Source organism: Nitratidesulfovibrio vulgaris str. Hildenborough (assembly GCF_000195755.1).
In the GTDB taxonomy this organism is placed as follows: Bacteria; Desulfobacterota; Desulfovibrionia; order Desulfovibrionales; family Desulfovibrionaceae; genus Nitratidesulfovibrio; species Nitratidesulfovibrio vulgaris.
In genome coordinates this window covers 1,781,197-1,806,041 of sequence record NC_002937.3, presented here as the reverse complement: position 1 = coordinate 1,806,041, position 24,845 = coordinate 1,781,197, and the positions used below count along the sequence as shown (strand labels likewise).

At 61.3% G+C, this 24,845-nt stretch carries 27 protein-coding genes; 23 read left to right on the top strand and 4 right to left on the bottom strand.

Going from position 1 to position 24,845, the window contains the following annotated elements:
- Nucleotides 1-100: 100 nt before the first annotated feature.
- The 3 genes from DVU_RS08230 to DVU_RS08220 all read right to left on the bottom strand — a co-directional run bounded on the left by DVU_RS08230 (nucleotide 101) and on the right by DVU_RS08220 (nucleotide 5,096).
- Nucleotides 101-3,901 carry a hypothetical protein gene (locus DVU_RS08230; RefSeq protein ID WP_014524399.1) on the bottom strand — a complete coding sequence of 1,267 codons (3,801 nt, stop codon included), beginning with the start codon at nucleotides 3,899-3,901 and terminating at the stop codon, nucleotides 101-103.
- A 601-nt stretch (nucleotides 3,902-4,502) separates the two neighbouring features.
- Nucleotides 4,503-4,808: a HigA family addiction module antitoxin gene (locus DVU_RS08225; protein ID WP_010939018.1), complete on the bottom strand. Its 306-nt coding sequence runs from the start codon at nucleotides 4,806-4,808 to the stop codon at nucleotides 4,503-4,505.
- Nucleotides 4,809-4,817: 9 nt separating this feature from the next.
- Nucleotides 4,818-5,096: a type II toxin-antitoxin system RelE/ParE family toxin gene (locus tag DVU_RS08220; RefSeq protein ID WP_010939017.1), complete on the bottom strand. Its 279-nt coding sequence runs from the start codon at nucleotides 5,094-5,096 to the stop codon at nucleotides 4,818-4,820.
- 270 nt (nucleotides 5,097-5,366) lie between these two features.
- Between DVU_RS08220 and DVU_RS08215 the strand changes: the two genes are divergently transcribed.
- The 17 genes from DVU_RS08215 (at nucleotide 5,367) to DVU_RS08135 (ending at nucleotide 19,296) form a co-directional block, all read left to right on the top strand.
- Nucleotides 5,367-5,783 carry a hypothetical protein gene (locus DVU_RS08215; protein WP_010939016.1) on the top strand — a complete coding sequence of 139 codons (417 nt, stop codon included), beginning with the start codon at nucleotides 5,367-5,369 and terminating at the stop codon, nucleotides 5,781-5,783.
- On the top strand, nucleotides 5,783-6,133 hold the full coding sequence (locus DVU_RS08210) for a hypothetical protein (protein ID WP_010939015.1): 351 nt from the start codon (nucleotides 5,783-5,785) through the stop codon (nucleotides 6,131-6,133). Before DVU_RS08215 ends, DVU_RS08210 begins: the two co-directional genes overlap by 1 nt.
- Nucleotides 6,130-6,378, top strand: a complete 249-nt coding sequence (locus DVU_RS08205; protein WP_010939014.1) for a hypothetical protein — start codon at nucleotides 6,130-6,132, stop codon at nucleotides 6,376-6,378. The genes DVU_RS08210 and DVU_RS08205 overlap by 4 nt, the downstream gene beginning before the upstream one ends.
- Before the next feature lie 135 nt (nucleotides 6,379-6,513).
- Complete coding sequence (locus tag DVU_RS08200) at nucleotides 6,514-7,122, top strand: hypothetical protein (RefSeq protein ID WP_010939013.1); 609 nt, start codon at nucleotides 6,514-6,516, stop codon at nucleotides 7,120-7,122.
- Nucleotides 7,109-8,713: a hypothetical protein gene (locus DVU_RS08195; protein ID WP_010939012.1), complete on the top strand. Its 1,605-nt coding sequence runs from the start codon at nucleotides 7,109-7,111 to the stop codon at nucleotides 8,711-8,713. The genes DVU_RS08200 and DVU_RS08195 overlap by 14 nt, the downstream gene beginning before the upstream one ends.
- Nucleotides 8,710-9,264 carry a hypothetical protein gene (locus DVU_RS08190; protein WP_010939011.1) on the top strand — a complete coding sequence of 185 codons (555 nt, stop codon included), beginning with the start codon at nucleotides 8,710-8,712 and terminating at the stop codon, nucleotides 9,262-9,264. The genes DVU_RS08195 and DVU_RS08190 overlap by 4 nt, the downstream gene beginning before the upstream one ends.
- Nucleotides 9,261-9,614, top strand: a complete 354-nt coding sequence (locus tag DVU_RS08185; RefSeq protein ID WP_010939010.1) for a hypothetical protein — start codon at nucleotides 9,261-9,263, stop codon at nucleotides 9,612-9,614. Before DVU_RS08190 ends, DVU_RS08185 begins: the two co-directional genes overlap by 4 nt.
- Nucleotides 9,615-11,267: a portal protein gene (locus DVU_RS08180; protein WP_010939009.1), complete on the top strand. Its 1,653-nt coding sequence runs from the start codon at nucleotides 9,615-9,617 to the stop codon at nucleotides 11,265-11,267.
- A complete protein-coding gene (locus tag DVU_RS08175) occupies nucleotides 11,267-11,599 on the top strand; it encodes a hypothetical protein (protein ID WP_010939008.1) in 333 nt (110 codons plus the stop codon). Before DVU_RS08180 ends, DVU_RS08175 begins: the two co-directional genes overlap by 1 nt.
- Nucleotides 11,596-12,435 carry a hypothetical protein gene (locus DVU_RS08170; protein WP_010939007.1) on the top strand — a complete coding sequence of 280 codons (840 nt, stop codon included), beginning with the start codon at nucleotides 11,596-11,598 and terminating at the stop codon, nucleotides 12,433-12,435. The genes DVU_RS08175 and DVU_RS08170 overlap by 4 nt, the downstream gene beginning before the upstream one ends.
- Nucleotides 12,436-12,439: 4 nt before the next feature.
- On the top strand, nucleotides 12,440-13,372 hold the full coding sequence (locus DVU_RS08165; protein ID WP_010939006.1) for a major capsid protein: 933 nt from the start codon (nucleotides 12,440-12,442) through the stop codon (nucleotides 13,370-13,372).
- 56 nt (nucleotides 13,373-13,428) lie between these two features.
- The gene (locus tag DVU_RS08160) at nucleotides 13,429-13,830 is read left to right on the top strand and encodes a hypothetical protein (RefSeq protein ID WP_010939005.1); all 402 of its coding nucleotides are present in this window, start codon (nucleotides 13,429-13,431) and stop codon (nucleotides 13,828-13,830) included.
- A gap of 11 nt (nucleotides 13,831-13,841) precedes the next feature.
- Complete coding sequence (locus DVU_RS08155; RefSeq protein ID WP_010939004.1) at nucleotides 13,842-14,186, top strand: hypothetical protein; 345 nt, start codon at nucleotides 13,842-13,844, stop codon at nucleotides 14,184-14,186.
- Between the two features lie 41 nt (nucleotides 14,187-14,227).
- Entirely contained in the window at nucleotides 14,228-14,815 is a 588-nt protein-coding gene (locus DVU_RS08150; protein WP_010939003.1) for a hypothetical protein, read from the top strand.
- 172 nt (nucleotides 14,816-14,987) lie between these two features.
- Nucleotides 14,988-17,081: a hypothetical protein gene (locus DVU_RS08145; RefSeq protein ID WP_010939002.1), complete on the top strand. Its 2,094-nt coding sequence runs from the start codon at nucleotides 14,988-14,990 to the stop codon at nucleotides 17,079-17,081.
- Between the two features lie 8 nt (nucleotides 17,082-17,089).
- Nucleotides 17,090-17,725: a hypothetical protein gene (locus DVU_RS08140; RefSeq protein ID WP_010939001.1), complete on the top strand. Its 636-nt coding sequence runs from the start codon at nucleotides 17,090-17,092 to the stop codon at nucleotides 17,723-17,725.
- Between the two features lie 158 nt (nucleotides 17,726-17,883).
- The gene (locus DVU_RS08135) at nucleotides 17,884-19,296 is read left to right on the top strand and encodes a hypothetical protein (RefSeq protein ID WP_014524400.1); all 1,413 of its coding nucleotides are present in this window, start codon (nucleotides 17,884-17,886) and stop codon (nucleotides 19,294-19,296) included.
- 442 nt (nucleotides 19,297-19,738) lie between these two features.
- On the opposite strand, the gene DVU_RS16840 is transcribed toward DVU_RS08135, so the two are convergent.
- Nucleotides 19,739-20,215, bottom strand: a complete 477-nt coding sequence (locus DVU_RS16840) for a hypothetical protein (RefSeq protein WP_223295077.1) — start codon at nucleotides 20,213-20,215, stop codon at nucleotides 19,739-19,741.
- Between the two features lie 60 nt (nucleotides 20,216-20,275).
- Between DVU_RS16840 and DVU_RS16835 the strand changes: the two genes are divergently transcribed.
- The 6 genes from DVU_RS16835 to DVU_RS08105 are packed head-to-tail and all read left to right on the top strand — an operon-like array spanning nucleotide 20,276 to nucleotide 24,836.
- Nucleotides 20,276-20,521, top strand: coding sequence for a restriction endonuclease subunit S (locus tag DVU_RS16835; protein WP_223295078.1), 246 nt, complete (start codon nucleotides 20,276-20,278; stop codon nucleotides 20,519-20,521).
- A gap of 12 nt (nucleotides 20,522-20,533) precedes the next feature.
- Nucleotides 20,534-22,054, top strand: a complete 1,521-nt coding sequence (locus tag DVU_RS08125; RefSeq protein WP_010938997.1) for a type I restriction-modification system subunit M — start codon at nucleotides 20,534-20,536, stop codon at nucleotides 22,052-22,054.
- Nucleotides 22,055-22,056: 2 nt separating this feature from the next.
- The gene (locus DVU_RS08120; protein ID WP_010938996.1) at nucleotides 22,057-23,070 is read left to right on the top strand and encodes a virulence RhuM family protein; all 1,014 of its coding nucleotides are present in this window, start codon (nucleotides 22,057-22,059) and stop codon (nucleotides 23,068-23,070) included.
- A gap of 44 nt (nucleotides 23,071-23,114) precedes the next feature.
- Nucleotides 23,115-23,282, top strand: a complete 168-nt coding sequence (locus DVU_RS08115; protein WP_206215570.1) for a hypothetical protein — start codon at nucleotides 23,115-23,117, stop codon at nucleotides 23,280-23,282.
- A 49-nt stretch (nucleotides 23,283-23,331) separates the two neighbouring features.
- A complete protein-coding gene (locus DVU_RS08110) occupies nucleotides 23,332-24,582 on the top strand; it encodes a restriction endonuclease subunit S (RefSeq protein ID WP_010938994.1) in 1,251 nt (416 codons plus the stop codon).
- 20 nt (nucleotides 24,583-24,602) lie between these two features.
- The gene (locus DVU_RS08105) at nucleotides 24,603-24,836 is read left to right on the top strand and encodes a DUF2188 domain-containing protein (RefSeq protein WP_319417547.1); all 234 of its coding nucleotides are present in this window, start codon (nucleotides 24,603-24,605) and stop codon (nucleotides 24,834-24,836) included.
- Nucleotides 24,837-24,845: the final 9 nt, after the last annotated feature.

Genomic DNA, 24,845 nt, shown 5'->3' with positions numbered 1-24,845 from the left:
AACGTCTGGCCGCGCATGGTGAAGGTGACGTGAAGGATGAAACCGTTGACCTCTCCCATGGAGTGGCTATGCCTATGCATCCTGCGGGATAGCCCGGAACCTACTCGAAGCGCTCATCTCTCTTGCGTTCCCGTAAGCGTTCCTGTTCAGCCTCTCTTGCCAGTTCTTGACTCCACTCACGCGCACGCGAGGCGACAACAGGTTCGGGATGATTCATGAGCGGGGCTAGGGCTGCCCTGCACTCGTCCAGAGATGGAGCGAAGGGGTTGAGCCAATTGTCTGGGGTTGAATTGCGCTGGAAACAATCAAGCATGGTGCCTTTGTCTGGCGCGGCATCAATCAGGCTAAGAGCAAGGGGGGAAAGTTTCGCGGCTTGGTCAGGCGGGTTCGTAAAAAGAGGCGTCGCGGATGCCATAGCAGGGAATCGCGCTTGTGGCTCTTCACTGGCCCAGTCAAGCAAGGTATTCAGTGGCACCTTCTCAAGAGGATAGGCGTCATGTTCCCACCGGCAGTGCACAACTATCTCTGCAATCTTTTCATTTCCTTGCAGCATGAATGTGTTCAGCGCAATCGATGGTGAAGTGATGAAAAGTTCTTCAATTATTTCTGAATAGTAGTATGAAGACTCCACTTCATTAGAGATTGCCTCATTGAGTGTGTGGCACATTGCTTGAACAAACGTATCACTGTCGATTTCAGTTAAACATTCTCGAAAAATCGCTGCAAAATCGCACTCGTCATGGGTATTCACATTTTTAAAGTCGTATCGCATGAGGAGGTCACGCCCGCAGCGTATAAGCTCTGGTGTGACGATCCTTTTTTTCCCATCCAGAATGCAGAACTGCATACTCCAAATATGGATGGCGATTACCGTTCCATCTGGACGTGCTGCTAACTCAAGGAGGAATCGCTGGAGATTGGTAGGGGATATCGTGTTGGTCATCATGTTTTCCGGAAGACACCGGAACGTTTCGATAGGAGCGAGATTCACTCGTAGTGCCTCAAATAGGCGTTGGAGTCCCTGCTCATCAATCGTAACGGCACACTGTAGATAAAGGAAATGTTGACCAAGTACGGGGTCGGTGACAGCGGCGTCGAGAAATGCAGCGACCTTGTCGGCTGCATGGCGGGACGCCCCGGCAAGGAAGCCCCGCAGTACAAATGTGTTTCGCTCTTGTTCGGGAACAGACCTAAAAGCCGATGTCAGGGTTTGCCACATCGCATCCATATCTGCTGAAGCTGTTGCGAGACCAACACCGAAATGCCAACGTCGCCCGGCTTCGCGCCCCCGCACGAGGTCGACGAGAAGTTGGCCAAGGACTTCAGGCCTTGACGCGATTATACGCCCAAGCTCTTCAGCTCTATCATCGGCTTTTCGAAGCGCATCGTAATCGTACTCTTCCCCATCCTCTCCTTCGGCTTCCACGATGTCGAATGCTAAGGATTGTGGAAGCAACACATAGGCCCTGGCTTGCTCCAGCAACTCCGTCGGTCGCAGCGTTGCTTCGAGGTGCTGTAGTCGTTTCAGGGTATCTTCTGGCATTTTCGAGGCATGATATTTCAGTGTTCTTCGAATGCTAACCCACCCCTCTATCCAGCTTCCCTTTTCCGCTAGTTTCGTGGCCAACGATTCAAGTTCATCGTACATACGGGCCTTGACCCAAAGTCCACGAAAACGATTGGCTACAATGGAAGCGAGTTGACCGGCAAGGTTGTCGTCAGCGACCATTCTCTCTGAGATGAAACTGAGTACGGCGTGGTACCAGCCTGCGGCCTCACTGTAATTCTTTGGATGCCAACCGAAGTCACGGGGGCGAGCACCGAATTCGAAGAGACAAATAGAAGAGAAGTGCCAAGCCTCTAACATAGAATTCAACGCGTCGAGACCGACCTGTTTTGTCCGGATTTTCGTTGCACGCAATAGGGTGTCGACGACCTGTAAGCGCTGTTGCACAGAGGCATATGTTCCGGAGAGGTGGAGTTTGAAAAGCCCCGTGAACTGCTCATTAGATGAATTGTTGTGCCCTTGCGGTTCAGCAATGACAAAACGTGCAAGCAGACCCGCAGCCCTGTCAAATAACGCGGCATCGAAGGCAAGCTTAGAAAGCAGGGATGTCCATTCGTGCCGGTATGGGTTGTGAAGGTCTACTATCATGAGGGCGTCATGAGATGCGAAGGCCCGTTCCATGGCTGCCAAGGCTGCTTCAGGAAGCACAGGCGCAACGTTGTGAAACATGTCCCATTGCAGAGGAGATAGGGTGGCGACGTTTCCCAAGAGGCCGCCTTCAGCGAGCCATGTGCCAACGATGCGTTGTGCTTCGTGGCAGTTGTGCAGGTAGCCTAGCCTGCGGGAAAAGGATCGGAGCAAGCGCTCTGGGGCAGTATCCACCATGACTTTTGTGAGAGTTGCTGGCGGGATGTGTTCAAGGGCGCTCTGAGCGAGTTTGTTCGCCAAGGCATGTGGCAGCAATGCCCTCCATGTGCTGCGTTGCTGGATCAATTCCCGTTTCTTGAGTTCCTGGACATGTCGATGCAGTTGGTTGACGGAAAGGTCGGCCAGTTGAGCCAGAATGGGGAGTTCGGCATCTGGACCTTCCGTTGTTTCCCCATCGAAGGAGTAGACCAGTGCACATGCTTCGCCAGCACGAAGCAGGGTGTCACTTTCTGAATGGCGCTGATGAAAGAGACGCTCAAACAGATCCTTATCTGAAAGGTGGGCTACACTTTCGTGGCGGTCGATCGTCCGGATCAACGCGAGTGCGATGCGCGCATTTCCGCCAGAGAATTCAGATATCCTGCGGCGGTCTACTTGGGATATACCGGGTGCGACTCGCTCGACAAGTTGCTCAATGACTTCCTCGGATGCGGCCTCAAGACGGAAGACTTCGGTTCCTTCAGGTTCATCTTCTCCAACATCGTACTCCACGGTGAGTAGACTTACCGGGCTGTCAGGGACTGAAGTGACTTGAACGAGGTTCCGATGGGCAGCAGGCGGACAGTTATCCACGACTACAATCGCTCTTTGACGCTCTTGGATGAAGCGATGGATGCGGTCGCGAGGAGGCGGGGTGGGTTCGTGTGCTATATCGGTGTAGACAACCCATGCTTGGCTAAGTGCATTTTTCAACACCCTGTCATCGAACAGGGCTTCGACAAGCCGTGTCTTGCCCACCCCAGATAGGCCGATGAGACGGACAACACCGCCCGGATTGGCGAGTACTTCGCGAATACGGGCTATGCCTGTCTCAACGGTGAGGCTTCCCGCTTTTGCACTTCGAGTATCGTACATGCGGCACGTTGCGTCGGATATGTAGCCCGTGTCTATCTGGTTGGGGTGACCGGACCAGTTGCCATAGGATTGCCACCCCGACATCGGCTTGCCAAGCTGCTTCTGCACCCACGCCGCGACCCCAGCATACTGATTGACCCAAGTCGCCAGACGATTTCTGTCATAAAAATCAACGTGGAGGTCTGGCAAAGCAGGAACGCTCTTGGCCGCATCCTGCATCGCAGTAATGCGGTTTCTAAGAGGCGCATCCGCTGTTGATCCATGCGAACTGACGATGACGTATGCCCCGTGTTTGCGGGCCAACTCCTGAATCACAGGGCGGAGAACACCCTTGGGGCACATCTCTGCGGTGATAGCGCCTTCCGGCATATCCGGGACTTTGACCTGAAACCCCGTGTCTGGTCTGGGGATGAAGTCCGTCGCCTTGTCGTGGTGGGGGAGGGCTATTCGCACATCAATGCCACCATCCGGGGCGTTCTGGTCGCCTCCGGCTGTCAGCGCTGATACCGGAAGCCCGACACGCCGCAACTCTGCCTCACAAAGCTTGGCCACAAGGGTTCGGAGGTCTTTGTCGTTCAGGCGGGAGATGTCTTCGCCAGTGAGTTCGAACATGGCTGCCCCATTCAGAAGAAGGTGAGCACAAAGGAACGCAGCGAGTTGACGTGACCACGCCTAGCTCGGCATCGCAGGCGAAGGCTCGGGCACAGGGCTGGCAGTCTTTCATCATTTCAAGCCGTTCTGGCTTGTTGAATTTCTATATAGATGGGCTGTGCGCCGTCAAGGTGAAGGCCTTCGCCAAAAGAAACCATCCGCCATGCGGATGGTTTTGTGTTTGTGGCGTGAGTCTGGGGATGCGTTGTGCCCGGCGTGAAGGGGCAGGAGGCGCGTAGCGGTCAGGGACTGCGAGGGCCACATTCCACGGAAAGTTCACGCTCGTGAGGCTGGAAGGACGACGCGACCGCTTGAAGGGTGACAAAGAGGCACGAGGGCCAAGCATATCAAGCTGTTGTGATATGCAATTATTCAGCAATTTTTCTGCGGTTTTATTTCAATTATTTCAGACTGTTGCGCTGTATTGCGTGCAAAATGGAAATCTAGGGGGATGAGGGCGGGTGAAGAAAAGCCCCGTGGAGACGGGGCATTGGAACGGGGAGAAAGGCGGGCGTCGGGAGCGCCAGCACGAGGCGTCAGCAGAGGGCGTGGAAGAGAGGCCTCAGCACGAGAGGGAAGTGCCCACGCTGGCGTGCGGGCGGATGTGCGAGAGGTCGGCCCCCTTGTCGCGCTCGACGATGGAAAGGTCATAGGCCGACTGAAGGTTCATCCAGAATGCCGCACTGGTGCCGAAGAAGCGCGCGAGGCGGGCTGCCGTATCCGCAGAGACGCCGCGCCGCTGGTGCACGATGTCTGCGATGCGGGTGGCCGGTACGCCAAGGGCCACTGCCAGAGCATGGGCGGTGACGCCAAGCGGCTTGAGGAACTCTTCGTTCAGGACTTCGCCCGGGTGGGTGCGAATGCGCATGGGGGCCTCCTAGTGGTAGTCGACGATTTCCACGTCATGCGGTGCGCCATCGCGCCAGACAAAGCACACACGCCACTGGTCGTTGATGCGGATGCTGTGTTGCCCTTGCCTGTCGCCCTTGAGGGCTTCGAGCCGGTTCGCGGGGGGAATGCGCAGGTCGTCCAGGCTTACCGCCGCATCGAGCATGTCGAGCTTGCGCAGGGCCACTGCGGAGAACGCCTGAAAGCGACGGCTCGTGCCGCCGTCGAAAAGGCTGCGGGTCTCCTTACAGCGGAATGACGCTATCATCTACCGTCCTGCGTTTACCGTTTTGCATCTACTGTTATCCGTTAAACTAGGCGGTCGGTCGAACCCTGTCAAGTAGCTGTAGGCGTGCCCTGCCTATCCCCAGACGTGCCCTGCCTATCCCCTGACGGATTGGCAGAAAAGCCGGGGGTAGGGTGTTCGCGTATCGGAGTCCTCCCCTCAGATGCGCCAAGGCAGTGCGTGGGAGGTCGCTTACCGGGTGGGCCGGGCGGCGGCCTCCCGCGCCGGAGGGGACAACGCGGAGCAGTGCGCATGGCCATCCAGCGAATCCCCAGAGGCATCAGGAACAACAACCCCGGCAACATCCGACACGGCGACTCGTGGAAGGGACTGACGCCGGAGCAGCAAGACCCCGACTTCTGCACCTTCTCGACCCCTGAGTACGGCATCCGTGCCATGGGCGTCATTCTGCTGAACTACCAGCGCAAGCACGGTCTCAAGACCATACGCCAGATCATCACGCGCTGGGCACCACCTTCCGAGAACGACACCGACGCCTACGTCATGCACGTGGCCGACAGGCTTGGCGTGCGACCTGACGAAGCCGTGGACGTGGCACGTGTGCTGCCTGCGCTGGTGGCCTGCATCATCAGGCACGAGAACGGGCAGCACCCCTACGACTCCGCGACGGTGGGCCGGGGCTGCGACATGGCCCTCGGGCGGGCGTGATGGGCTGGCTCGACATTCTCACCGGAGGGTTTGCGGGCCGCGTGGTCGACCGTGTGGCCGACATGCTGCCCAATCGCCGCGCCGAACGGCAGCAGGAGCACGAGCGGCTCATGGGCCAGCAGGCGACCAACACCGCCGAAGTGCAGTCGTCGCAAGGCGGCGTCATCGGCTTCGTCCGTTCGTGGCGGTCGGTGGTGGGGCTTCTGTGCGGCGTGGCGCTGGCGTGGCAGGTCATCGTGCGCCCCATTCTCGTGGCCCTTTTCCCCTCGGTGGGCTGGTTCGGCTACGCCTCGGAGGAGATGGCCCTCATCGGCCGCATCCTGCTGGGGATGCTCGGGCTGGGGATATGAACGTGACCGACGAGCAGAGGCTGGCCCGCATAGAGGCCGACATCGCCGTCATCAAGGCCATGCTTGCCGAGCGGTGCGTCATCAGGGGCCAGCGGCTCGATGCGCTGGACGTGCGCGTGAGTGCCCTCGAAGACGCCGAACAGCAGCGCAAGGGCGGCAAGCTGGTGCTGACCGCGCTCATGGCAGCCGCCGGAGTCGCCGGTGGGCTTGCTGCGAAACTCCTTCCCTTCATGGGGGCACGGTAGCCCGATAGTCGAACCTCGGTTGCCGGGGCCGGTTCACCCGGCGGGTAGCTCCCGCCTCGTCCGCTCCACGGCGGGCGGCGGCAACCGGACTTTCAGTGGCCCCCGGTGCGGGGCACGGGATGAAACGAGGAGACCATGACCACCACCAAGACCACACGCAAGACCAAGGCAGACACGGCAGGGGCGCAGGCTTCTGCGCGTGTCGCGGTGCGTCGTGGTCGGCCCAGTCGCTACAACGCCGCCTATGCCATGCAGGCACGCGAGGCCATCGCCATGAGCGGCATGACCGACCGCCAGCTGGCGCGGCTCTTCGGCGTGGACGGTTCGACCCTCACGCGGTGGCGCAAGGAACACCCGGAGTTCGCGGAGGCGTGCCGCAAGGGGCGCGATGCCTACGACTCGTGCGAGGTGGAGGCCGCGTTACTCAAGCGGGCCAAGGGCTACAAGGTGGTGGAGGTGACGAAGGAACCTGTGCTCGTGGTGGTGCCTGGAGAGGGTGCCCCGCGTCTGGTGGGGCCTGAACTGCGTGTGACCAAGGCGGTGACGAAGCATGTGGCCCCCGACACCGGGGCCGCCCGCTACTGGCTTGCCAACCGCGACCCGGAACGCTGGCGCGACAGGCAGGAGGTGCGTCACACAGGAGAGGTGGACGTGCGCCACACCCTGCCGCCTGCCGTGGTGGAGGCCATCAGCGGGTATATGCCCAGCGAGGGCGTGTCGGAGGGAGACGATGCAGGGCGATAAGCACAGGAGACGGGTGCCATTCGCCAGCAGGGCCGAAGCACATGCCCGGTATGGCGCCATACTGACCGAAGCCAACAGGCATGGGGCACAGGTGGTGCTTGCCACGCTGGCGGAGTTGGGCAGGCTAGACCTGTTCTTTCTGCTTGTGGTGCTTCTCAAGCGCAAGGACGCTGACAACGACTGGTGCTTCGCCCGATGCCGCGAGGTGGCGGCCTCGCCCGACGGGCATCTCGACCTGTGGGCACGCGAGCACTACAAGTCGACCATCATCACCTTCGCCCTGACCATTCAGGACATCCTCTGCACGCCGGACATCACGGTGGGCATCTTCTCGCATAGCAGGCCAGGGGCGAAGGCCTTCTTGCAGCAGATAAAGCGCGAGTTCGAAGAGAACCCGGTGCTTCGCGCTGCCTACCCCGACGTGCTGTGGGACAACCCGCGCACCGATGCACCGCAATGGTCGCTGGACGGCGGCATCGTGGTGAAGCGTGCGAGCAACCCCAAGGAGGCCACCGTCGAGGCGTGGGGGCTGGTGGACGGGCAGCCCATCGGCAAGCACTTCTCGCTGCTGGTCTATGACGACGTGGTGACGCCCGAGTCCGTGACCACGCCTGACCAGATAAGGAAGACCACAGACGCCCTTGCGGTGTCGTACAACCTCGGGGCGCATGGCGGCCGCAGGCGTTTCATCGGCACGCGCTACCACTTCAGCGACACCTACAAGGACATCCTCGACCGCGAGACGGCGGTGCCGCGTATCTATCCCGCCACCGTGGACGGTTCGGTCACGGGGCTACCTCACTTTCTCTCTCCGGAAGCATTGGCGGCGAAACGGCGCGACATGGGGCCGTACATCTTCGGCTGCCAGATGCTCCAGAACCCCAAGGCCGACGATGCGGCAGGCTTCAAGGCCGAATGGCTGCGCTACTGGGAGCCTTCGCGCGACCTGTGCGAGCGCATGAACCGCTACATCATCGTCGACCCGGCCCACAGCAAGAAGGCCGCTGCGGACTACACCGTCATGTGGGTAGTGGGCTTCGGCGCGGACGGGTACCGCTACGTCATCGAAGGGGTGCGCGACAGGCTGAACCTCGCCGAACGCACGCGCGAACTGTTCCGGCTGGTGCGGGCGCATCGTCCGCTGTGCGTGGGGTACGAGCGGTACGGCCTTCAGGCAGACGTGGAGCACATCAGGGGTGAGCAGGACAGGACGGGCTACCACTTCGACATCGTGGAACTTGGCGGGGCCATGCCCAAGGCCGACCGCATCCGGCGTCTGGTGCCTCTGTTCGAACAGGGGCGCATCTTCCTGCCGGGGCGCATGTCGTACCGCGATGTGGAAGGGCGGTGGCGTGACCTGACCGGGGAGTTCGTGCAGGAGGAGTATCTCGCCTTTCCGGTGTGCGGGCATGACGACATGCTCGACTGCCTCGCCCGGCAGGTGGACGAGGCGCTCGGGGCCGTCTTCCCCGACGAGGACGACTACGCCGCCAGCGTGGGCGGGATGCCCAACGACCCCCATGCGGGCGCGCTCACCTCGCTCGGCTTCGACGACTACGACCCGCTCGGGCACATGAGGGCCTCGTCGTGACCGGCCTTATGACTGGCTCCTACCGTTGCCGCGTCGTCACGCGGGACGACCCGCCCGCGCTGCGCGCCGAACCCTTCTGGCGGATGCAGGACGAAGGGCTGGCCACCACGGTCTTCTATGACGTGGCAGCCCCGGCCATCGTCCACTGGCACGCCGTGACCGGGCCGGATGTGGCGTGGCTGGTGCGCATCGAGACCGAAGCGGGCGACCTTGTGGCCGTGGCATGGCTCACCGGATTCACGGGGCGTTGTGCCCTTACCCATTTCTGTGTGTTCCGCGCCGGGCAGCCGGATGCCGTGCGCATCGGGCTGGCCTTCGTGCGTTGGGCCTTCGACACGGGGCACTTCGATTCGCTGGCGGGCATCACCCCGGCGACCTACCGCCATGCGCTGCGGTACATCACCGCGCTGGGCTTCACGGTGCAGGGGCGTCTGCCGGGGGCGTGCCGCCTTGTGAACAGGGCCAATGCCGCACATCCCGGCGGGCGGTGCGTGCCCGGCATCATCTCCGTCATCACACCTCACGACCTCACACAGGAGGAGACCGCATGAAGGTGCTCCGTTCGTTGCGTCGCCTGTTCGGGCGTCTCGTCATGGTCTGCGCCATGCTTGGCGTGCTGCTGTTCGTCTGCATCCTCGGCCCCGTGCGCCTCTGTCGCGCGGGGGGGAAGACCGGAGGCATAGGCAAAGCCAAGCCCTCGGTTCCCGACGTGCCGACACCGGAACCTACGCCCATCCGCGAGAAGGAGGCCGAACCCGAATCGAAGCGCGTGCGCGACGATGAGGCGCGGCGTCTGCGTGCCCGCATGGGTTCGGGGGGCACGGTGCTGACCTCGCCCCTCGGGGCCACGGGGAGCACATCGACCATCGGCAACAGCCTGCTCGGTCGGGTGGGGGGCTAGATGCGCTCGGCACTGCTCAAGGAACTTTCCGAGGTGGCGGAGCACGTCGAGGGGTTGCGCAAGCGCCGTGAGGCGCAATGGCGCGACATCTCGGAATGGCTGATGCCCATGCGCGGCATCTACGAGGGGCAGGATGGTGCGGACGTCATAGCTTCGCGCGGCAAGGGGCTGCTCAACCGCGAAGGGACACGCGCCCTCAAGGTGGCTGCCACTGGCATGACCGGTGGCATGACGCCTGCGGCTCTGCCGTGGTTCCGCTGGAGTCTGCGCGACGACGTGCAGAACGAACGCACCGGGGCGCGGGCATGGCTCGACACGGTGGAGGCCAGCATCAACAGCGTGTTGCGTGCCTGCGGCTTCTATCAGGCCATCCACGCCTGCAACATGGAGTTTCTCGCCTTCGGGCCGCTCTTGCTCTTTCAGGACAACTCGCAGGGGGCGCTGTGCCGCTTCGAGAGTTGCACTGTGGGCACATGGGCCGTGGCACTCGATGCCGACGGAGGGCTGGATACCGTGGTGCGTCGCCTCAAGCTGACCGCCCGCCAGATGGAGCAACGCTTCGGGCGCGACAGGCTGACACCCGCCACGGTGAAGTTGCTCGAAACGAACAAGGGGCACGAGCGCGTGGAGGTGGTGCATGTGGTGCGGCCCCGCACGGAACGCCAGCACGGGCGCATCGACGCGCGGAACATGCCCTTCGCCTCATACATGTACGAGGCGACCGGGGCCGACGACGTGCTCTCGGAGAGCGGCTACCACGAGATGCCGTACTTCTTCGCGGCCTATGACGACACGCTCGACCTCTACGGTTCTGCCCCCGGTGACGACTGCCTGCCCGACGTGAAGCAGTTGCAGGAACTGGAGAAACAGAAGCTGGTGGGCCTTCAGAAGGTCATCAACCCGCCCACGCGCAAACCTGCATCCTTCAAGCAACGCTTGAACGTCAACCCCGGCGGCGAGAACGCCGTCTCGGGGGGCGACCCGCACGGCATAGGGCCGCTGTACGAGGTGCGCATCGACCTGAATCAGGTGCGCGAGGAGATAGCGACCGTGGTCGACCGCATCAGGCAGACGACCATGGCCAGCTACTTCGCCGACATGCCGCTGGAACTGCGCCCCAAGGACATGACCTACGGCGAATACCTCGAACGCAAGCGCGAACGGCTGCAACTCATGGGGCCGAGTCTCGAAGCCTACGAGGCCAAGGTGCTGACCCCTGTCATCTTCCGCACCTTCGCCCTGCTGGACAGGGCGGGGATGCTGCCGCCACCGCCCGACGCCCTTGGTGAGGTGGCCGTGGTGGACATCTCCTACATCAGCCCGTTGGCGCAGGCGTTGCGGCAGACCGGGGCCGAGAGCACCCGCGCCTTGCTGATGGACGTGATGCAGCTGGCCGAGGCCGACCCCGGCGTTCTCGACAAGGTGGATATGGACCAGGCCGTGGATGAACTGGCGAAGGGCATCGGCGCACCGGGCCGCGTGGTGCGCAGTGACGAGGACGTGGCCGCCATGCGCCAGCAGCGCGACGAGGCCAAGGCTCGCGAGGCGCAGGCGCAAGAGGCCATCACCGCCATGCAGGGCCTTGCCAAGGTCGCGGGCACGCGAACCGGGCCGGGGACGCTGGCCCATGACCTTGCAGGAGGTGGAGCCTGATGCCTTTGGATGACATCTCGCCCTTTGGCGACCTGTTGGCCGACCCTGACGAGCTTCGCGCACGGCGCATGGCCGACCAGCGGGAGCGCCAGTACCTCGAAGACCTGCGCGACGTGGCGCGTACCCCGGCGGGCAAGCGGGTGCTGGTGGTGCTGCTCGACAGGTTGGGTGCGCATCGCCCCGCGTGGCGCGGCAACAGTTCCATCCATCGCGAGTGTGCCCTCAAGGATTTTGCCGACGACGTGCTGAATGACCTCGCCCTCGCGGACGAGGATGCCTTCTTGAACCTTTCACGGGCCATGCGTGCCGTGGCCACGGAGGACAGACCATGACCATGAACGCAGCAGCCGGGCAGGGAACCACCGACACCGGTGCGCAGGGCGTTGAGACGAGCCAGACGGAACAGGTGGCAATGGCTGCCGGACAGTCTGGTGCACAAGGCACCGGAACGGAGACTGGCGCAGGGGCCGGGGCTGGCGCGGGAGCATCTGGCACACCCGCATCTGGCGAGGCCGCAGGCGGACAGCAGGCGACCGGGACACAGGCCGGGGCCCAAGCAGCAGGGACGGAGGCAGCAGGGGCCGAAGGGCAGGGGGCGCATTGGTCGCAGTCCATGCCCGAGGCATGGCGCGAGGCGGTGAAGGGGTTCGGCACTCCGGAAGAGGCGTTGCAGGCACTCCAGCGCGGTAGCGGCATCAACCCGGCGGCGAAGCCCGAGGACATCGACCTCGGCTGGCCTGAAGGGATGCAGGTGGACACCGCGCAGGAGGGCCGCTTCAAGCAGGAGTGCGTGCGCCTTGGCGTCACGGCGGAACAGGCGAAGGCTCTGGCCCACTGGCAACTGAAGGAAGTGGCTGACGCCAAGGCGGACCTCATCCGCACAGGTGAAGCCGACCTTCGCGGGCGATGGGGCAACCGCTTCGAAGCCAACCGCAACGCCGCACTGGGCGCGCTGACCATGCTCGACCGCAAGATGGAGGGACGTCTGGCCCCGGCCTTCGCCGCCATAGGTGCGGCGGACGACCCCGTCATCATCGAGGCGTTGCACGCGCTCTCCACGCTGGTCTCCGAGGATTCGCTCGGCGGGGCCTCTCCGTCGGGCGGTGGAACCAAACCCATGAGCACTGAACAGTTCCTGATGAAGGAAGTGTTCGGAGGCAAGGAGTAATCGCATGAAGACGTTGCATGAACTCTCGCAGCAGTTCGCCAGGAAGCAGCCGCATCAGGTGGACGCCCTCACCGAGGAAGCCCCCATCATGAAGCGCATCCCGTTCGACGCGGCATCCCACGCCATGTGGAACAACTACGAGGAAGTGGTGGACGTGCAGGGCGCGGGCTTTGTGGAGATGAACGCCCCCCTGCCCGTGGTCGATGCCGCGACCAAGCTGACGAAGGTCGACCTCGGCATTCTCGGCGGTGAAATCGAATGCCCTGAAGACACCGCCCAGATGTTCGGCGGCAAGGAGAAGTACTTCGCCAAGAAGATCGACAAGGTGCTGCGCAAGAGCGGACAGACCGCCGAACAGCGCATCATCTATGACAACTTCCTGCGCTACGCCCTCGACAAGGGCAAGGCCATCGACGCGGGCGGAACCTCCGGCGGGAGCTACTCCCTCGTGGCCGTGCGCTTCGTGAAGGGCGAGACCTGCGGCCTCTACAGCCCCGAGGGCTTCAAGCAGGGCACCATGCTCGACGTGCAGCCCATTGCCGGTGGCACCCTCTACAAGGCCAGCGGCGGCACCTATCAGGGCGTGCTGGTCTACGGGCTGCGCCTCAAGGCCTATCTCGGCATCCAGATTGCCAACCCCAACACCGTGGGCGCCATCGTCAACATCCAGAAGGGCAAGAAGCCCACCGAGGCCATGGTGGACGACCTCATCGCCATGGTGCGCGGGTCGAGCAACGGCAACACGCTGCTCTTCTGCCACGAACGCTGCAAGAACCTGCTCAACCACCAGTACAAGGGCAACTCGCTGCAGGTGGGCACCAAGGACAAGGACATCGACCGCACCTTCACCCACTGGAACGGCATCGAAATCGTCACCTCGTACAACTTCAATGACGGCACCGACGCTGTCGTCACGGGCCTGCCCGCCTACGCCTAACCCGCAACGCCCCGGCGTGTGCGGGGACGCCGCGCCGGGGCAGTAAAGGAGCAACCATGTACAAGAACATCCTCCGCGTGAACGGTGAATACCTCGCCAAGGCGCAGGCCGTTCCGGTGAACACCTCGGCCCCCGGCAACGGCGGCCCCATCCGCGCCCACAACACGCAGGGCGCGCTTGAGCTTGCCATCGTGGCCGCCACGCAGGTGAGCTTCTCGTCGGGCAAGAGCCTCACCGTCACCGTGCAGGACTGCGACACGCAGAACGGCAGCTATGCCGATGTGCCCGTCCTCTTCAAGAAGACCTTCGCCGGGGCGACCACCATCAAGGCCGGGGAGGTCATCGGCGTACTGCCTCTGGCCTCTGACGTGCGGCCTTTCGTCAAGGTGAAGCTGACCACCGACGACACCGCGCCCACGGGCACCGTGGACGTGTTCACCACCTACCTGCCGCGCTAGGGGAGGCCGACATGCGCATATGGAAAGCACGTGTCGACACCACGCGCCACGGCACGTTCGTGCTGCGCGGTAGCGACATCCAGACCTCGGACACCGAAACGCTCGACCCTGCACTGTTCGAACTCGTGGACGGCCCGCCCGTGGTGGTGCCGGAGGCCGATGCGGTTGGCGATGCCGCCGACCCCGTGACCGCTGCCTTGAAGCTGGCCGAAGACGGGGCAGCCACCGTGCCCGATGCCGGAAACGACGCCGGGGCTGGCGACGACGCTGGCAAGCCCGACGCAGGACAGGACGCCGGGCAGGAAGCCGCAGACAAGGGCGGCAAGTCCGGGCCCAAGGGTTCCAGCAAGAAGTAACAGCAACGGGGCCGGGGTGACCCGGCCCTTTCGGAGAAGACATGCCCAGCATCGTCGGCATCATGAACAAGGCCCTGCGGCTCATCGGTCAGACGGAGATAGCCAGCCCCGAGCAGCAGACACCCTCCGCCGTGCGCTGTTCCGCAGCGTGGCGCGACGTGGTGGACGAGGTGCTACGGGCGCACCCGTGGGCGCACGCCACGGTGTGGGCCGCACTTTCGAAGAGTGACACGCCGCCCCCGTTCGGTTTCGCCCACGCCTATGTGCTGCCTGCCGACTGCGTGCGCGTCATCGACGTGCGGGCAGACGGGAACCTTGCACGACAGGGGCTGCCCTTCGAGGTGGTGCGCGGGAACATCTACACCGATGCCGCCCCCTGCAACACCCGTTACGTGGCCCGCGATGCCGACCCCACCTTCTGGCCCCCTGACTTCTACGACGCTGTGGCCGCGAAGCTGGCTGCCGAAGTGGCGTTGCCGCTGGCCCGCGATGGCGGGGCCATGATGCGCGCCATGCTCGACCGGTACCAGTGGGTGGTTGACGCCGCACGCCTCAATGACGCGGCTACGAGTCGTGAAGTGGAACTGGATGAGGGGGCCGAGTGCTGCTTCATCAATGCGCGAGGGTAGCACGGCGCGGGATTTCGCCTTCGGGCTGCGTCAGCCGTTCCGTTCGCTCCGGTCACGTACCGTGAGAGTACGCTCCCGTCGCGAACGACGCCTGCTTCCTTGCCGGAACACAAACTTCCGCGCCGTGGGTGGATGAACACAACCTCAAACCACCGCATTCAGGAAAAGAACCATGGGCACCATCTATCCTGTCCAGCAAGCCTTCAACGGCGGCGAGATTTCGCCCTTGCTCACGGCGCGGGCCGACCAGATACGCTACCAGACCGGTGCGCTCACCATGCGCAACGCCGTGCCGCTGGCACAGGGGCCGGTCACCCGCAGGCCGGGGCTGCGCTTCATGGGGGCAGCCAAGGAGCAGGGCGCAGGGCCGGTGCGCCTTGTGTCGTTCGTCTTCTCCGCTGCGCAGTCGCGCGCGCTGGAGTTCGGCCCCGGCTATGTGCGGGTGTGGATGGACGCCGGACTGGTGAGCAAGAACGGTCAGCCCTATGAAGTCGCCTCACCCTACGGGGCAGCGGACATCGCGGGGCTTCGGTTCGCGCAGTCGGCGGACGTCATCTACATCGCCAGCCGCAACCATCCGCCGCGCAAGCTCTCGCGTCATGCCGACGACGACTGGCGTTTCATCACGCCCACCTTCATGCCCACGCAGGCCGCGCCCGGCGCGTTGACGCTGGGCACGTTGGGCACGACGCCCGGCCCCGGCAACGAGACCTACAGCTACAAGGTGACCGCCGTCTCCGCCACCACGGGCGAGGAGTCGCTTGCCTCGCCTGAAGGCACCATCACCACCACGGCCATGAGTTCGACCTATTGGGTGCGTGTCTCATGGGCCGCCGTGCCGGGGGCCGTCGAATACCGGGTGTACAAGCGGCGTTATGGCGTCTTCGGCTTCATCGGGCGGGCCGTGGGGGGCGACACCTTCTTCGACGACCGCAACATAGGGGCCGACACCGAAGACACCGTGCCCGAAGCGAAGAACCCGTTCACGGCTGCGGGCGAGTACCCCGGCCTGGTCTTCTTCTGGCAACAGCGGCTAGGCTTCGCCGGGTCTGACAAGCGACCGCTCACGGTGTGGCTTTCGCAGTCGGCGGCGTTCGAGAACCTCGCGGCCTCGCGTCCGCCGCAGGATGACGACGGCATCGAGGCCACCCTCGCCGGGCAGCGCCAGAACCGCTTCGTGTGGATAGAGGGCGACCGCACCCTCTGCCTTGGCACGGAGGGTGGCGAGTGGACACTCTCCGGACAGGAGGGCGGGCCTGTCACGCCCACGTCGCTGCAATTCCAGTCGCACGGGGTGCGCGGTAGCGAGGGCGTGCCCGCCGTACGTGCGGGCGATTCGCTGCTGTATGTGCAGCGCGGGGGCGGCGTGGTGCGCGAGTTCACCTACAGCTTCGAGCGTGACGGCTATGTGGCCCCCGACCTCACGCTGCTCACGGGCGTATTGCGCGGGCGCAAGGTTCGTGCGTGGGCCTATCAGCAGTCGCCGCATTCCATCGTGTGGTGCGTGCTCGACGACGGCACGCTAGCGGCGCTCACCTTCTTGCGTGAGCACGACGTGGTGGGCTGGCACCGGCACGATACCGACGGCGTCGTGGAGGACGTGACCGTCATTCCCGGCGGCGATGCCACGGCAGGCGGCACGGACACCGTGTGGATGCTCGTGCGGCGTACCGTGGGCGGTCAGGAGAGGCGTTACGTCGAACGCATGGCCCCTTTCTTCGACGAGGCCACGCCCGGGAACGCCTTCTTCGTGGACGCCGGCCTTTCGTATGCTGGCGCACCGGTCACGCAGGTGACGGGGCTTGAACACCTCGAAGGGCGCGAGGTCGCCATCCTCGCCGACGGCTACGTCATGCCACCGCGCACGGTCACGGGCGGGGGCATCACCCTCGACCGGGCGGCCTCCGTCATCCATGTGGGCTTGCCGTACATCACCGACATCATCCCGACCCGACCCGAGATTCCGGCCCAGAACGGTTCGACGCTCACGCGCGTGCGCAAGATCGTGGGGGCGCGTCTGCGCCTGTACCGAAGCATGGGTGTGCTCGCCGGGGCAGACCCCGACCACCTGTGGGACGTGCTGGCCCACGACGCGGCAGACCCCACGCGCCCTGCCTTCGTGACCGGAGACAGGGACGTGACCATCGACGGCGGATGGACTGACGAGGCCACGGTTCTGGTGCGTGTGGCAGACCCCACGCCCATGACCATGCTGGCCATCGTCTACGACGTAGACCCGAGCGCGACCTCGGGCGGGCAAATCTAGGAGGCAAGATGGGTGCAGCAACCGTCATCGCCCTGACCGTGGGTGCTCTCGCCGGGGCGCAATCGTTCATGGGGGCAGAGGCCGAACGCGGCCAGAAGAACTACGAGGCCAAGGTCGCCCGCGCCAATGCCGAAGCCATGCGCCAGCAGGCCGACCTTGAGAAGAGGCAGGGCATCGCCGCACAGGAGGAGGTCGACCGCGAGCGTGCGCGTCTGCGCCGCGATTACGAGGCCACGTCAGGCCGGAACCGCTCGCTGCTCTCGTCGGGCAATGTGGCCTTGGACAGCGGCAGCGCGCTCGACACGCTTCTGGGCAACGCCGACCTCTTCGCCGACGACATGGGCGAGAACCGCTACCGCCACGAGGTGGTGGGGTGGGAGGCGCGACGCAAGGCGCAACTCTCGAACTGGCAGGCCGACGTGCAGGACTCGCAGGCGAACTGGCTGAAACGCACGGCGGGGAGCCTTGGCACCAGTCTGCTCACCGGGGCCGTGACGGGCACGATGGCCGGACTCAGCACCTACGCCATGGCGGGCGGGTTCGGCGGTGCGCAGGGAGGCGGGGGCATGGGCCACGTCTTCGACGGCAACCGCTCGGGCGGCGTCGGGGGCGGATGGAACCGGGTAGCCCTCGGCACCCGCTAGTCAGAACCAGGAGGGAGCACCATGCCGCAACTCGTCATCTACACCCAGAAGGCACAGGGGGGCGTGCCCGACATCGGCGGCCCGGCCTTGCAGCGCGCCAGCCTCGACACCACGCGCACGGCGGGCACTCGCTTGCGGCATCCGCCCTGCGTGGCGGGATGCAGCTTGGTGAACAGGCCGCCCGCGAGGAGCGCGAACGCAGCGAACTGCGGCTGGCCACCGACGTCCTTGCCGCGTCTGACCAGTACGAACGCGAGGCCCGCGCCTTCGAGCGCGAGTTCACCGAGAAGAACAAGGGCGCAGACGCCCGCGAAGCCGGGGCTGCCTTCGAGCAGTGGCACAACGAGAACCGGGGCCGCTACCGCGAACGGTTCGCGGGCAACGACAAGGCCCTGTTCATGTTCGACCGGTATTCGGGGCGGGCGGCTGAAGGCAGCATCGCACGCGGGTTCGCCTATGGGCAGCAGCAGGACGAACTGTACCGCAAGGACACCCTCGCGGCGCGAGAGACGGAGCTTGTGCAGTTCGCCGCCTCTACCGACGACATGGGCGCGGTGCGTGCCCGGCGCGACGAGTATGCCCGCGAAGCCCATGCCCTGATGCCGGGGCGCGACCTCTCCGCGCATCTCGCCGGGGTGGACAGGAGCCTTGCGGAGAACGCCATACGCACCCGCATCGTCAATGGCGATGTGGCCGGGGCGGAAGGGCTGCTCACCGAGTACCGTGCCCAGCTGGGCGACAGGTACGACGAGGTCGCAGGGCAGGTGCGACAGCAGGCCGACAAGCTCTATGTGCTGGAGCATGGCCAGACGCTGGCACAACGGTTCGGTGGCGACATCGTAGGGGCTGTGCGCCACATCCGCGAGACGGAGGCAGACACCGACAGGAGGCAGGCCCTTGAAAGCTATGTGAAGAGCGAATGGTCGTTCCGCGAGTCGATGGAGGCGCGTGCGGAACGTGAGGCCCTGAAGGCGGAACGCACGACGCTGAAGACCGCGCTCGATGCCGCCCAGACGCCGCAGGACAAGGCTCGCATCATCGCCTCGGCCTCGCCGGAGAATCAGGGCTGGCTCATGGCCGCAAGCCGTCGCAGTGCCGACGAGTTCTTCATTTCGGGCAAGGCGAAGGTGAGGGAGGCGCACCGACGCATCGTGGAAGGGGATGCGGTGGACTTCGACGACTACAGGCCGTTCATCAACGATGCAGACCTTGAAGTGTTACATGAGCTTTCTGGGAATCTCGACCGTAAGCGTCTTGGTGCATGGAGCAAGAAGAGGTTCGACCAGTACATGGCCGACGCCAAGTTGCGGGGTACTGCGGAGGAACGCAAGGCCTTCTCGGAGCGGGCAGAGGCAGAGTTCACGGAGTTCATGCTCGACCCCGCGACCAAGACCCGTGAGCAGGTCGACGCATGGCTGTTCGGTACGCTGGGCCGCAAGGTGGTGGGCAGGGGCATGCAGTTTGGCGGTGATGCCGAGAAAGACCACATGAGGACGCGATGGAAGAGGACGACTCGGCAATTCGCCCTTGCATGGCGGCGCAGCATCGGGCCAAAGCCGCGGAGGGGTTGAAGGTGCGGGAGGGGGGATGCGGGCGTATGGGAGAGCGAATCCGGCGGGAGCAGGGGGGGGGATCTTTTCCCCTCTAGGTATCCCAGCTATTAGTTCGTGACGCAGGCCAAGGAGTCCATCGTCATGAGAATGAGCAGGTTCACCGAGGAAAAGATCATTGGGATTCTCAAGCAGGCCGAAGCCGGGATGCCTTTTCAAGCCGCATGGTGCGCAGTTTCTGCACCACTTCCGTGATGTCTTCAACCCGGCGAACGTCTGGGCCACAAACCGACAGTAAACAGCGTCAATCTATGAAGGCAGCTACCCAGCATCCACGCTCTTCCGCGATGTCATCCAGCCTGTGGACTGGGACAGGGAAATCACGCTTGACGCCCTAGCGCCGCATTGAAAGCAATCGATTAAAAGCCGTTAGAGCGTCTTTTTGAGGTCGTCATGATGGATTTCATATGGGCGAGGCAAAGCGCGCCTTAAAAGCGAAATATGAAAGACAACGCCCTGATCTCTTGAGGGGGTTGGCTTTGGCCTCACGGTCGGAGCCTGTTTCCTCTAATTTTTTCTGCATCATTTGTAATGATGAGCATCGTTTTCTCTTGACCTTCTTAGGCAATCCGATACTGTCTTCATCATGCCCAATGGAGACAAAATCATGAAGCTGTCCGATGTTGTCAACATACTCCCAGCCCACCCCTTTCGTGGAAGCATTGAGGAAGTTGCCGACGGCACGGCCAGAGCTGTCCAGATGAAGGACATTGAGGACGACGGAGCCGTTGCGTGGCATTCGCTGGTCCGGACGGAGCTTTCCGGACGGCGTGAACCGAACTGGCTTCAGCCGCAGGACATTCTGTTTCTGGTCCGTGGCAGCAGAAACATTGCCGTGCTCCTCGATTCCGTCCCATTCCCCGCCGTCATCTCTCCCCATTTTCTGCTTCTGAGAGTCGCGCCCGGTGCAGGCGTCCTGCCTGCGTTTGTGGCGTGGCAGATGAATCAGCTTCCCGCACAGCGCTACTTCGAGGCGTCGGCAGAAGGTTCCGTACAGCGAAGCATCCGCAAGGCGGTACTCGCGGACCTGCCGCTTGTTATCCCGCCCAAAAGCACACAGCACGCCGTTGTCCGCCTTGCCGCCGCAGCACGGCAGGAAGCCGAGACCTACAGGAAACTCATTGCCAACCGCGAGCAGGAGCTTCGCGCCGTGGCATCAACGATACTCAACCGGAAAGCCCTTTAATGAGGTAACAACGTGACACCCCGCATAAGTCAAAAAGAAGTCAACGACGCCGTATGGAACGCCTGCGATACGTTCCGAGGCGTGGTCGATGCCAGTGCCTATAAGGATTATGTGCTGACCATGCTCTTCCTGAAATACATCAGCGACGTATGGCAGGACAATTACGACACCTACAAGGCCGAATACGGCGACGCGCCAGAACTCATCGAAGAAATGATGAAGAACGAGCGCTTTGTGCTCCCAAAGGATGCCAGCTTCTATGCTCTCTACGAACGCCGTTTCGAGGCAGGCAACGGCGAGCGCATCGACAAGGCTCTGCACGCCATTGAAGAAGCCAACATGGGCAAGCTGAACGACGTCTTTCAGGACATCAGCTTCAACTCCACGAAGCTCGGTGACGACAAGCAGAAGAACGACATCCTGCGCCACATGCTGGAGGACTTCAGCAAGCCGGAATTGAACCTGCGCCCCTCGCGCATCGGCAATCTGGATATCATCGGCAACGCCTACGAATTTCTCATCAAGCACTTTGCCGCCTCTTCCGGCAAGAAGGCTGGCGAATTCTACACTCCGCCCGAGGTCTCCCAGCTCATCGCTGAGCTTGTGAATCCGCAGGAAGGAGATGAAATCTGCGACCCTGCGTGCGGCTCCGCATCCCTTTTGATGAAATGCGCCAAGCTTATCAAGGACCGCTTCGGCAACCGGAAATATGCCCTGTACGGACAGGAAGCCATCGGCTCGACGTGGTCGCTCGCCAAGATGAACATGTTCCTGCACAGCGAGGACAACCACCGCATTGAATGGGGCGACACACTGCGCAACCCGCTACTTCTGGACGGTGACGACCATCTCAAGCACTTTGATATAGTGGTGGCCAACCCGCCTTTTTCTCTGGACAAGTGGGGGCATGAGGCAGCAGAGGCCGACCGTTTCGGGCGTTTTCGTCGCGGCATTCCGCCCAAGACCAAGGGCGACTACGCGTTCATCCTGCACATGATCGAGACCCTGAAGCCAGGAACCGGACGCATGGGCGTTGTTGTTCCGCATGGCGTCCTGTTCCGCGCATCCTCCGAAGGGGAAATCCGCAAGCAGCTCATCAAGGAAAACCTGCTGGATATGGTCATCGGCCTGCCAGAAAAGCTCTTCTACGGCACGGGCATCCCCGCCGCCATCCTCGTGTTCCGCAAAAACAAGAAGGACAACAACGTTCTCTTCATCGACGCCTCGCGCGAGTATCAGGACGGCAAGAACCAGAACTTCCTTCGTGACGAAGACATCCAGAAGGTTCTGGATACCGCCAAGGCACGCGAAAGCGTAGACAAGTACGCCTACCTCGCAACTCTTGAGGAAATCCGCGAAAACGACTTCAACCTGAACATTCCCCGCTACGTGGATACCTTCGAGGAAGAAGAAGAAATCGACCTTGAGGCCGTTCTGAAAGAGCGCAAGGAACTGAAGGCAGACCTCGCCAAGCTCGAAGTGGAGATGGAAGGCTACCTGAAGGAACTGGGCTACCTGACCGGAGAGGAATAGCTGTGAGCGATGAACTGGCGCCCAAAACAGATATTGTCCTGTATTCAACCGAAGACGGCAGAAGCAAGCTCGACCTCAAGATTCACGGCGACACCGCGTGGCTGAGTCAAAAGGAAATGGCCGAGTTGTTTCAGGTAACTCCGGCCAATATCAACCAGCACCTGAAAAAGATATTCGAAGAAGGCGAACTCCTTCCCGATTCAGTTATTAAGGATTTCTTAATAACTGCCGCCGATGGGAAAAACTACAAAACCAAGCATTACAACCTTGATGCCATCCTCGCGGTCGGCTACCGGGTGCGCTCTCCGCGCGGCGTCGAGTTCAGGCAGTGGGCATCTACAACGCTTCGCGAATACCTCGTAAAAGGGTTCGTGATGAATGATGAACGCCTGAAAGAACCCGCGTGGGACTACTTTGATGAACTGCTTGAACGCATACGCGACATTCGAGCTTCGGAGAAGCGGTTCTATCAGAAGGTACGCGACCTTTTTGCCCTGTCTCAGGATTACAAAGACGACCCAAAGCTCGCCCAGAGCTTCTTTGCAGAAGTGCAAAACAAGCTGCTTCATGCCGTAACAGGACATACAGCCGCCGAACTCGTCGTGGAACGTGCAAATCCTGATCAGCCCAATATGGGCCTGACAAGCTGGAAAGGGAACGTGGTCCGCAAAAGTGATGTCATTGTGGCCAAGAACTACCTTGCGCAAGACGAGGTTGCCCACCTCAATCGCTTTGTAACCATGTTCCTCGACTATGCCGAAGACCGCGTTTCTCAGCGTAAGCACCTGACGCTTACAGACTGGCGGGCTAACGTTGACAGGTTTATCACCTTCAATGAACGCCCTCTTCTTAATGGGCGAGGAGCGATGAGCCACAAGGCGATGGAGACTATCGCACACGAACGCTTCTCTGCATTCGACCAAAAACGCAAAGCTCAGGACGCGCTTGAGGCCGATGCCGCTGATCTTAAGGCGTTGGAAGAAATGGAAAAGCAAGTCAGCAAAAATGAACACTAGCGGTGAAGGCTCAACAGGATGCGTCCTGTGGAGTTCTTTCCATTATGGAAACAACTCGCTCCGAATACCGCATTCTTAAAGGCTACGGCTTCATCTCGCGCAAGCAGGCCGAAGCCAAGGCGTATGCCGAATACGAAAAATTCAATCGCACGCAACACATCGAGTCGGACTTTGACCGACAGGTGAAGGCGCTGAAACGCGCCGGAAAGTAGCGAACAGGGTATACAACGATGATGAAATATATTGTGCTGGGGTGGGGTTATGGTGCCTGAGGGGTGGAGGGCGGATATTATTGGCAATCACATCTCAATAGTATCTGGTTACCCTTTTAAGAGCCATGAATACACAGACAATTCCGATGGGATTCGGCTTCTACGTGGCGACAACATTGCTCAGGGTTATATTAGGTGGTCTGGATGCAAAAGATGGATCAATAAGGACAAAATAAATGTAGAACGTTTTGCTTTAAAACCAGCCGATCTGGTTATTGCAATGGACCGCACATGGGTTTCCAGTGGTCTTAAAATCTCAGAAATCAGACACGAAGACTGCCCAAGTCTTTTAGTTCAACGTGTCTCTCGCCTAAGATCTAAAGATAGCTTTGTGCAAGAATTATTAAAGCAAATATTCAATTCTTTTCGATTTGAGCAGTATGTTAAAAGTGTTCAAACAGAAACAGCAGTTCCGCACATTAGCGCGCAGCAAATTAAAGAGTTCCCTATCCTTCTCCCCCCTCTCACCGAACAAAAGAAAATCGCCCGCATCCTGTCCACGTGGGACAAGGCGATAGAGACCGTGGACAAGCTGATAGAAAACAGCAAACAGCAGAAAAAGGCGCTCATGCAGCAACTGCTGACAGGCAAAAAACGCCTGCCGGGGTTCAGTGGGGAGTGGAAAGAGGTTCGGCTGGGGGATCTATTTCAAGTTACCATTGGAGGCACGCCATCCAGAAAAAACAACGCCTACTGGGACCAGCTAAAAGCAAGTGGCAATAAATGGGTAGCGATTTCTGATTTAAAAAATAAATTTCTCGTAGAAACAAATGAGTATATTACAGATGCTGGCGCAGCCAACAGCAACGTTAAATTAATACCAAGACTTACTGTTATAATGAGTTTTAAATTGACTATCGGCAAACGAGCCATAACAAAAACACAATGCTACACAAACGAAGCAATATGTGCGTTCATACCTAAGCATAAAAATGAGATAGATACAAACTTCTTTTATCACCATCTTGGCATCATTGACTTAGTTCAAGATGTTGACCAAGCCGTAAAAGGAAAAACTATTAACAAATCAAAAATAATGAAGATTAGGACTAAACTCCCCAATCTCCTTGAACAGATAGCAATAGCCCAACGAATTGAAGCCTTCGACTTGCAACAAGAGGACTATTTAAAAACGCGTATTTTTTTGGTCAAAGAGAAACAAGCCCTCATGCAACAACTCCTTACAGGAAAACGCCGCGTGAAGGTTGATGATGACCGCTCTCCGGCTCAGGTCGGATAAATACAGCGGCAGAGGAGGTGATGCCCATGAGCAGGGACACTCACCGCGTAATGCCACATCCAGACGGTGGTTGGCAGATCAAACGTGATGGCGACCAGCGCGCTTCCCACAGAGGGGATACACAAAGCGGGCTTATCGACACCGCACGGGAGATCAGCCGGAACCAAGGGACCGAGCTTCAGATTCATCGTCCAAACGGACAGATTCGCCAATCTGACAGCCACGGCAATGATCCCCACCCACCGAAAGGTTAGTGGCAGACA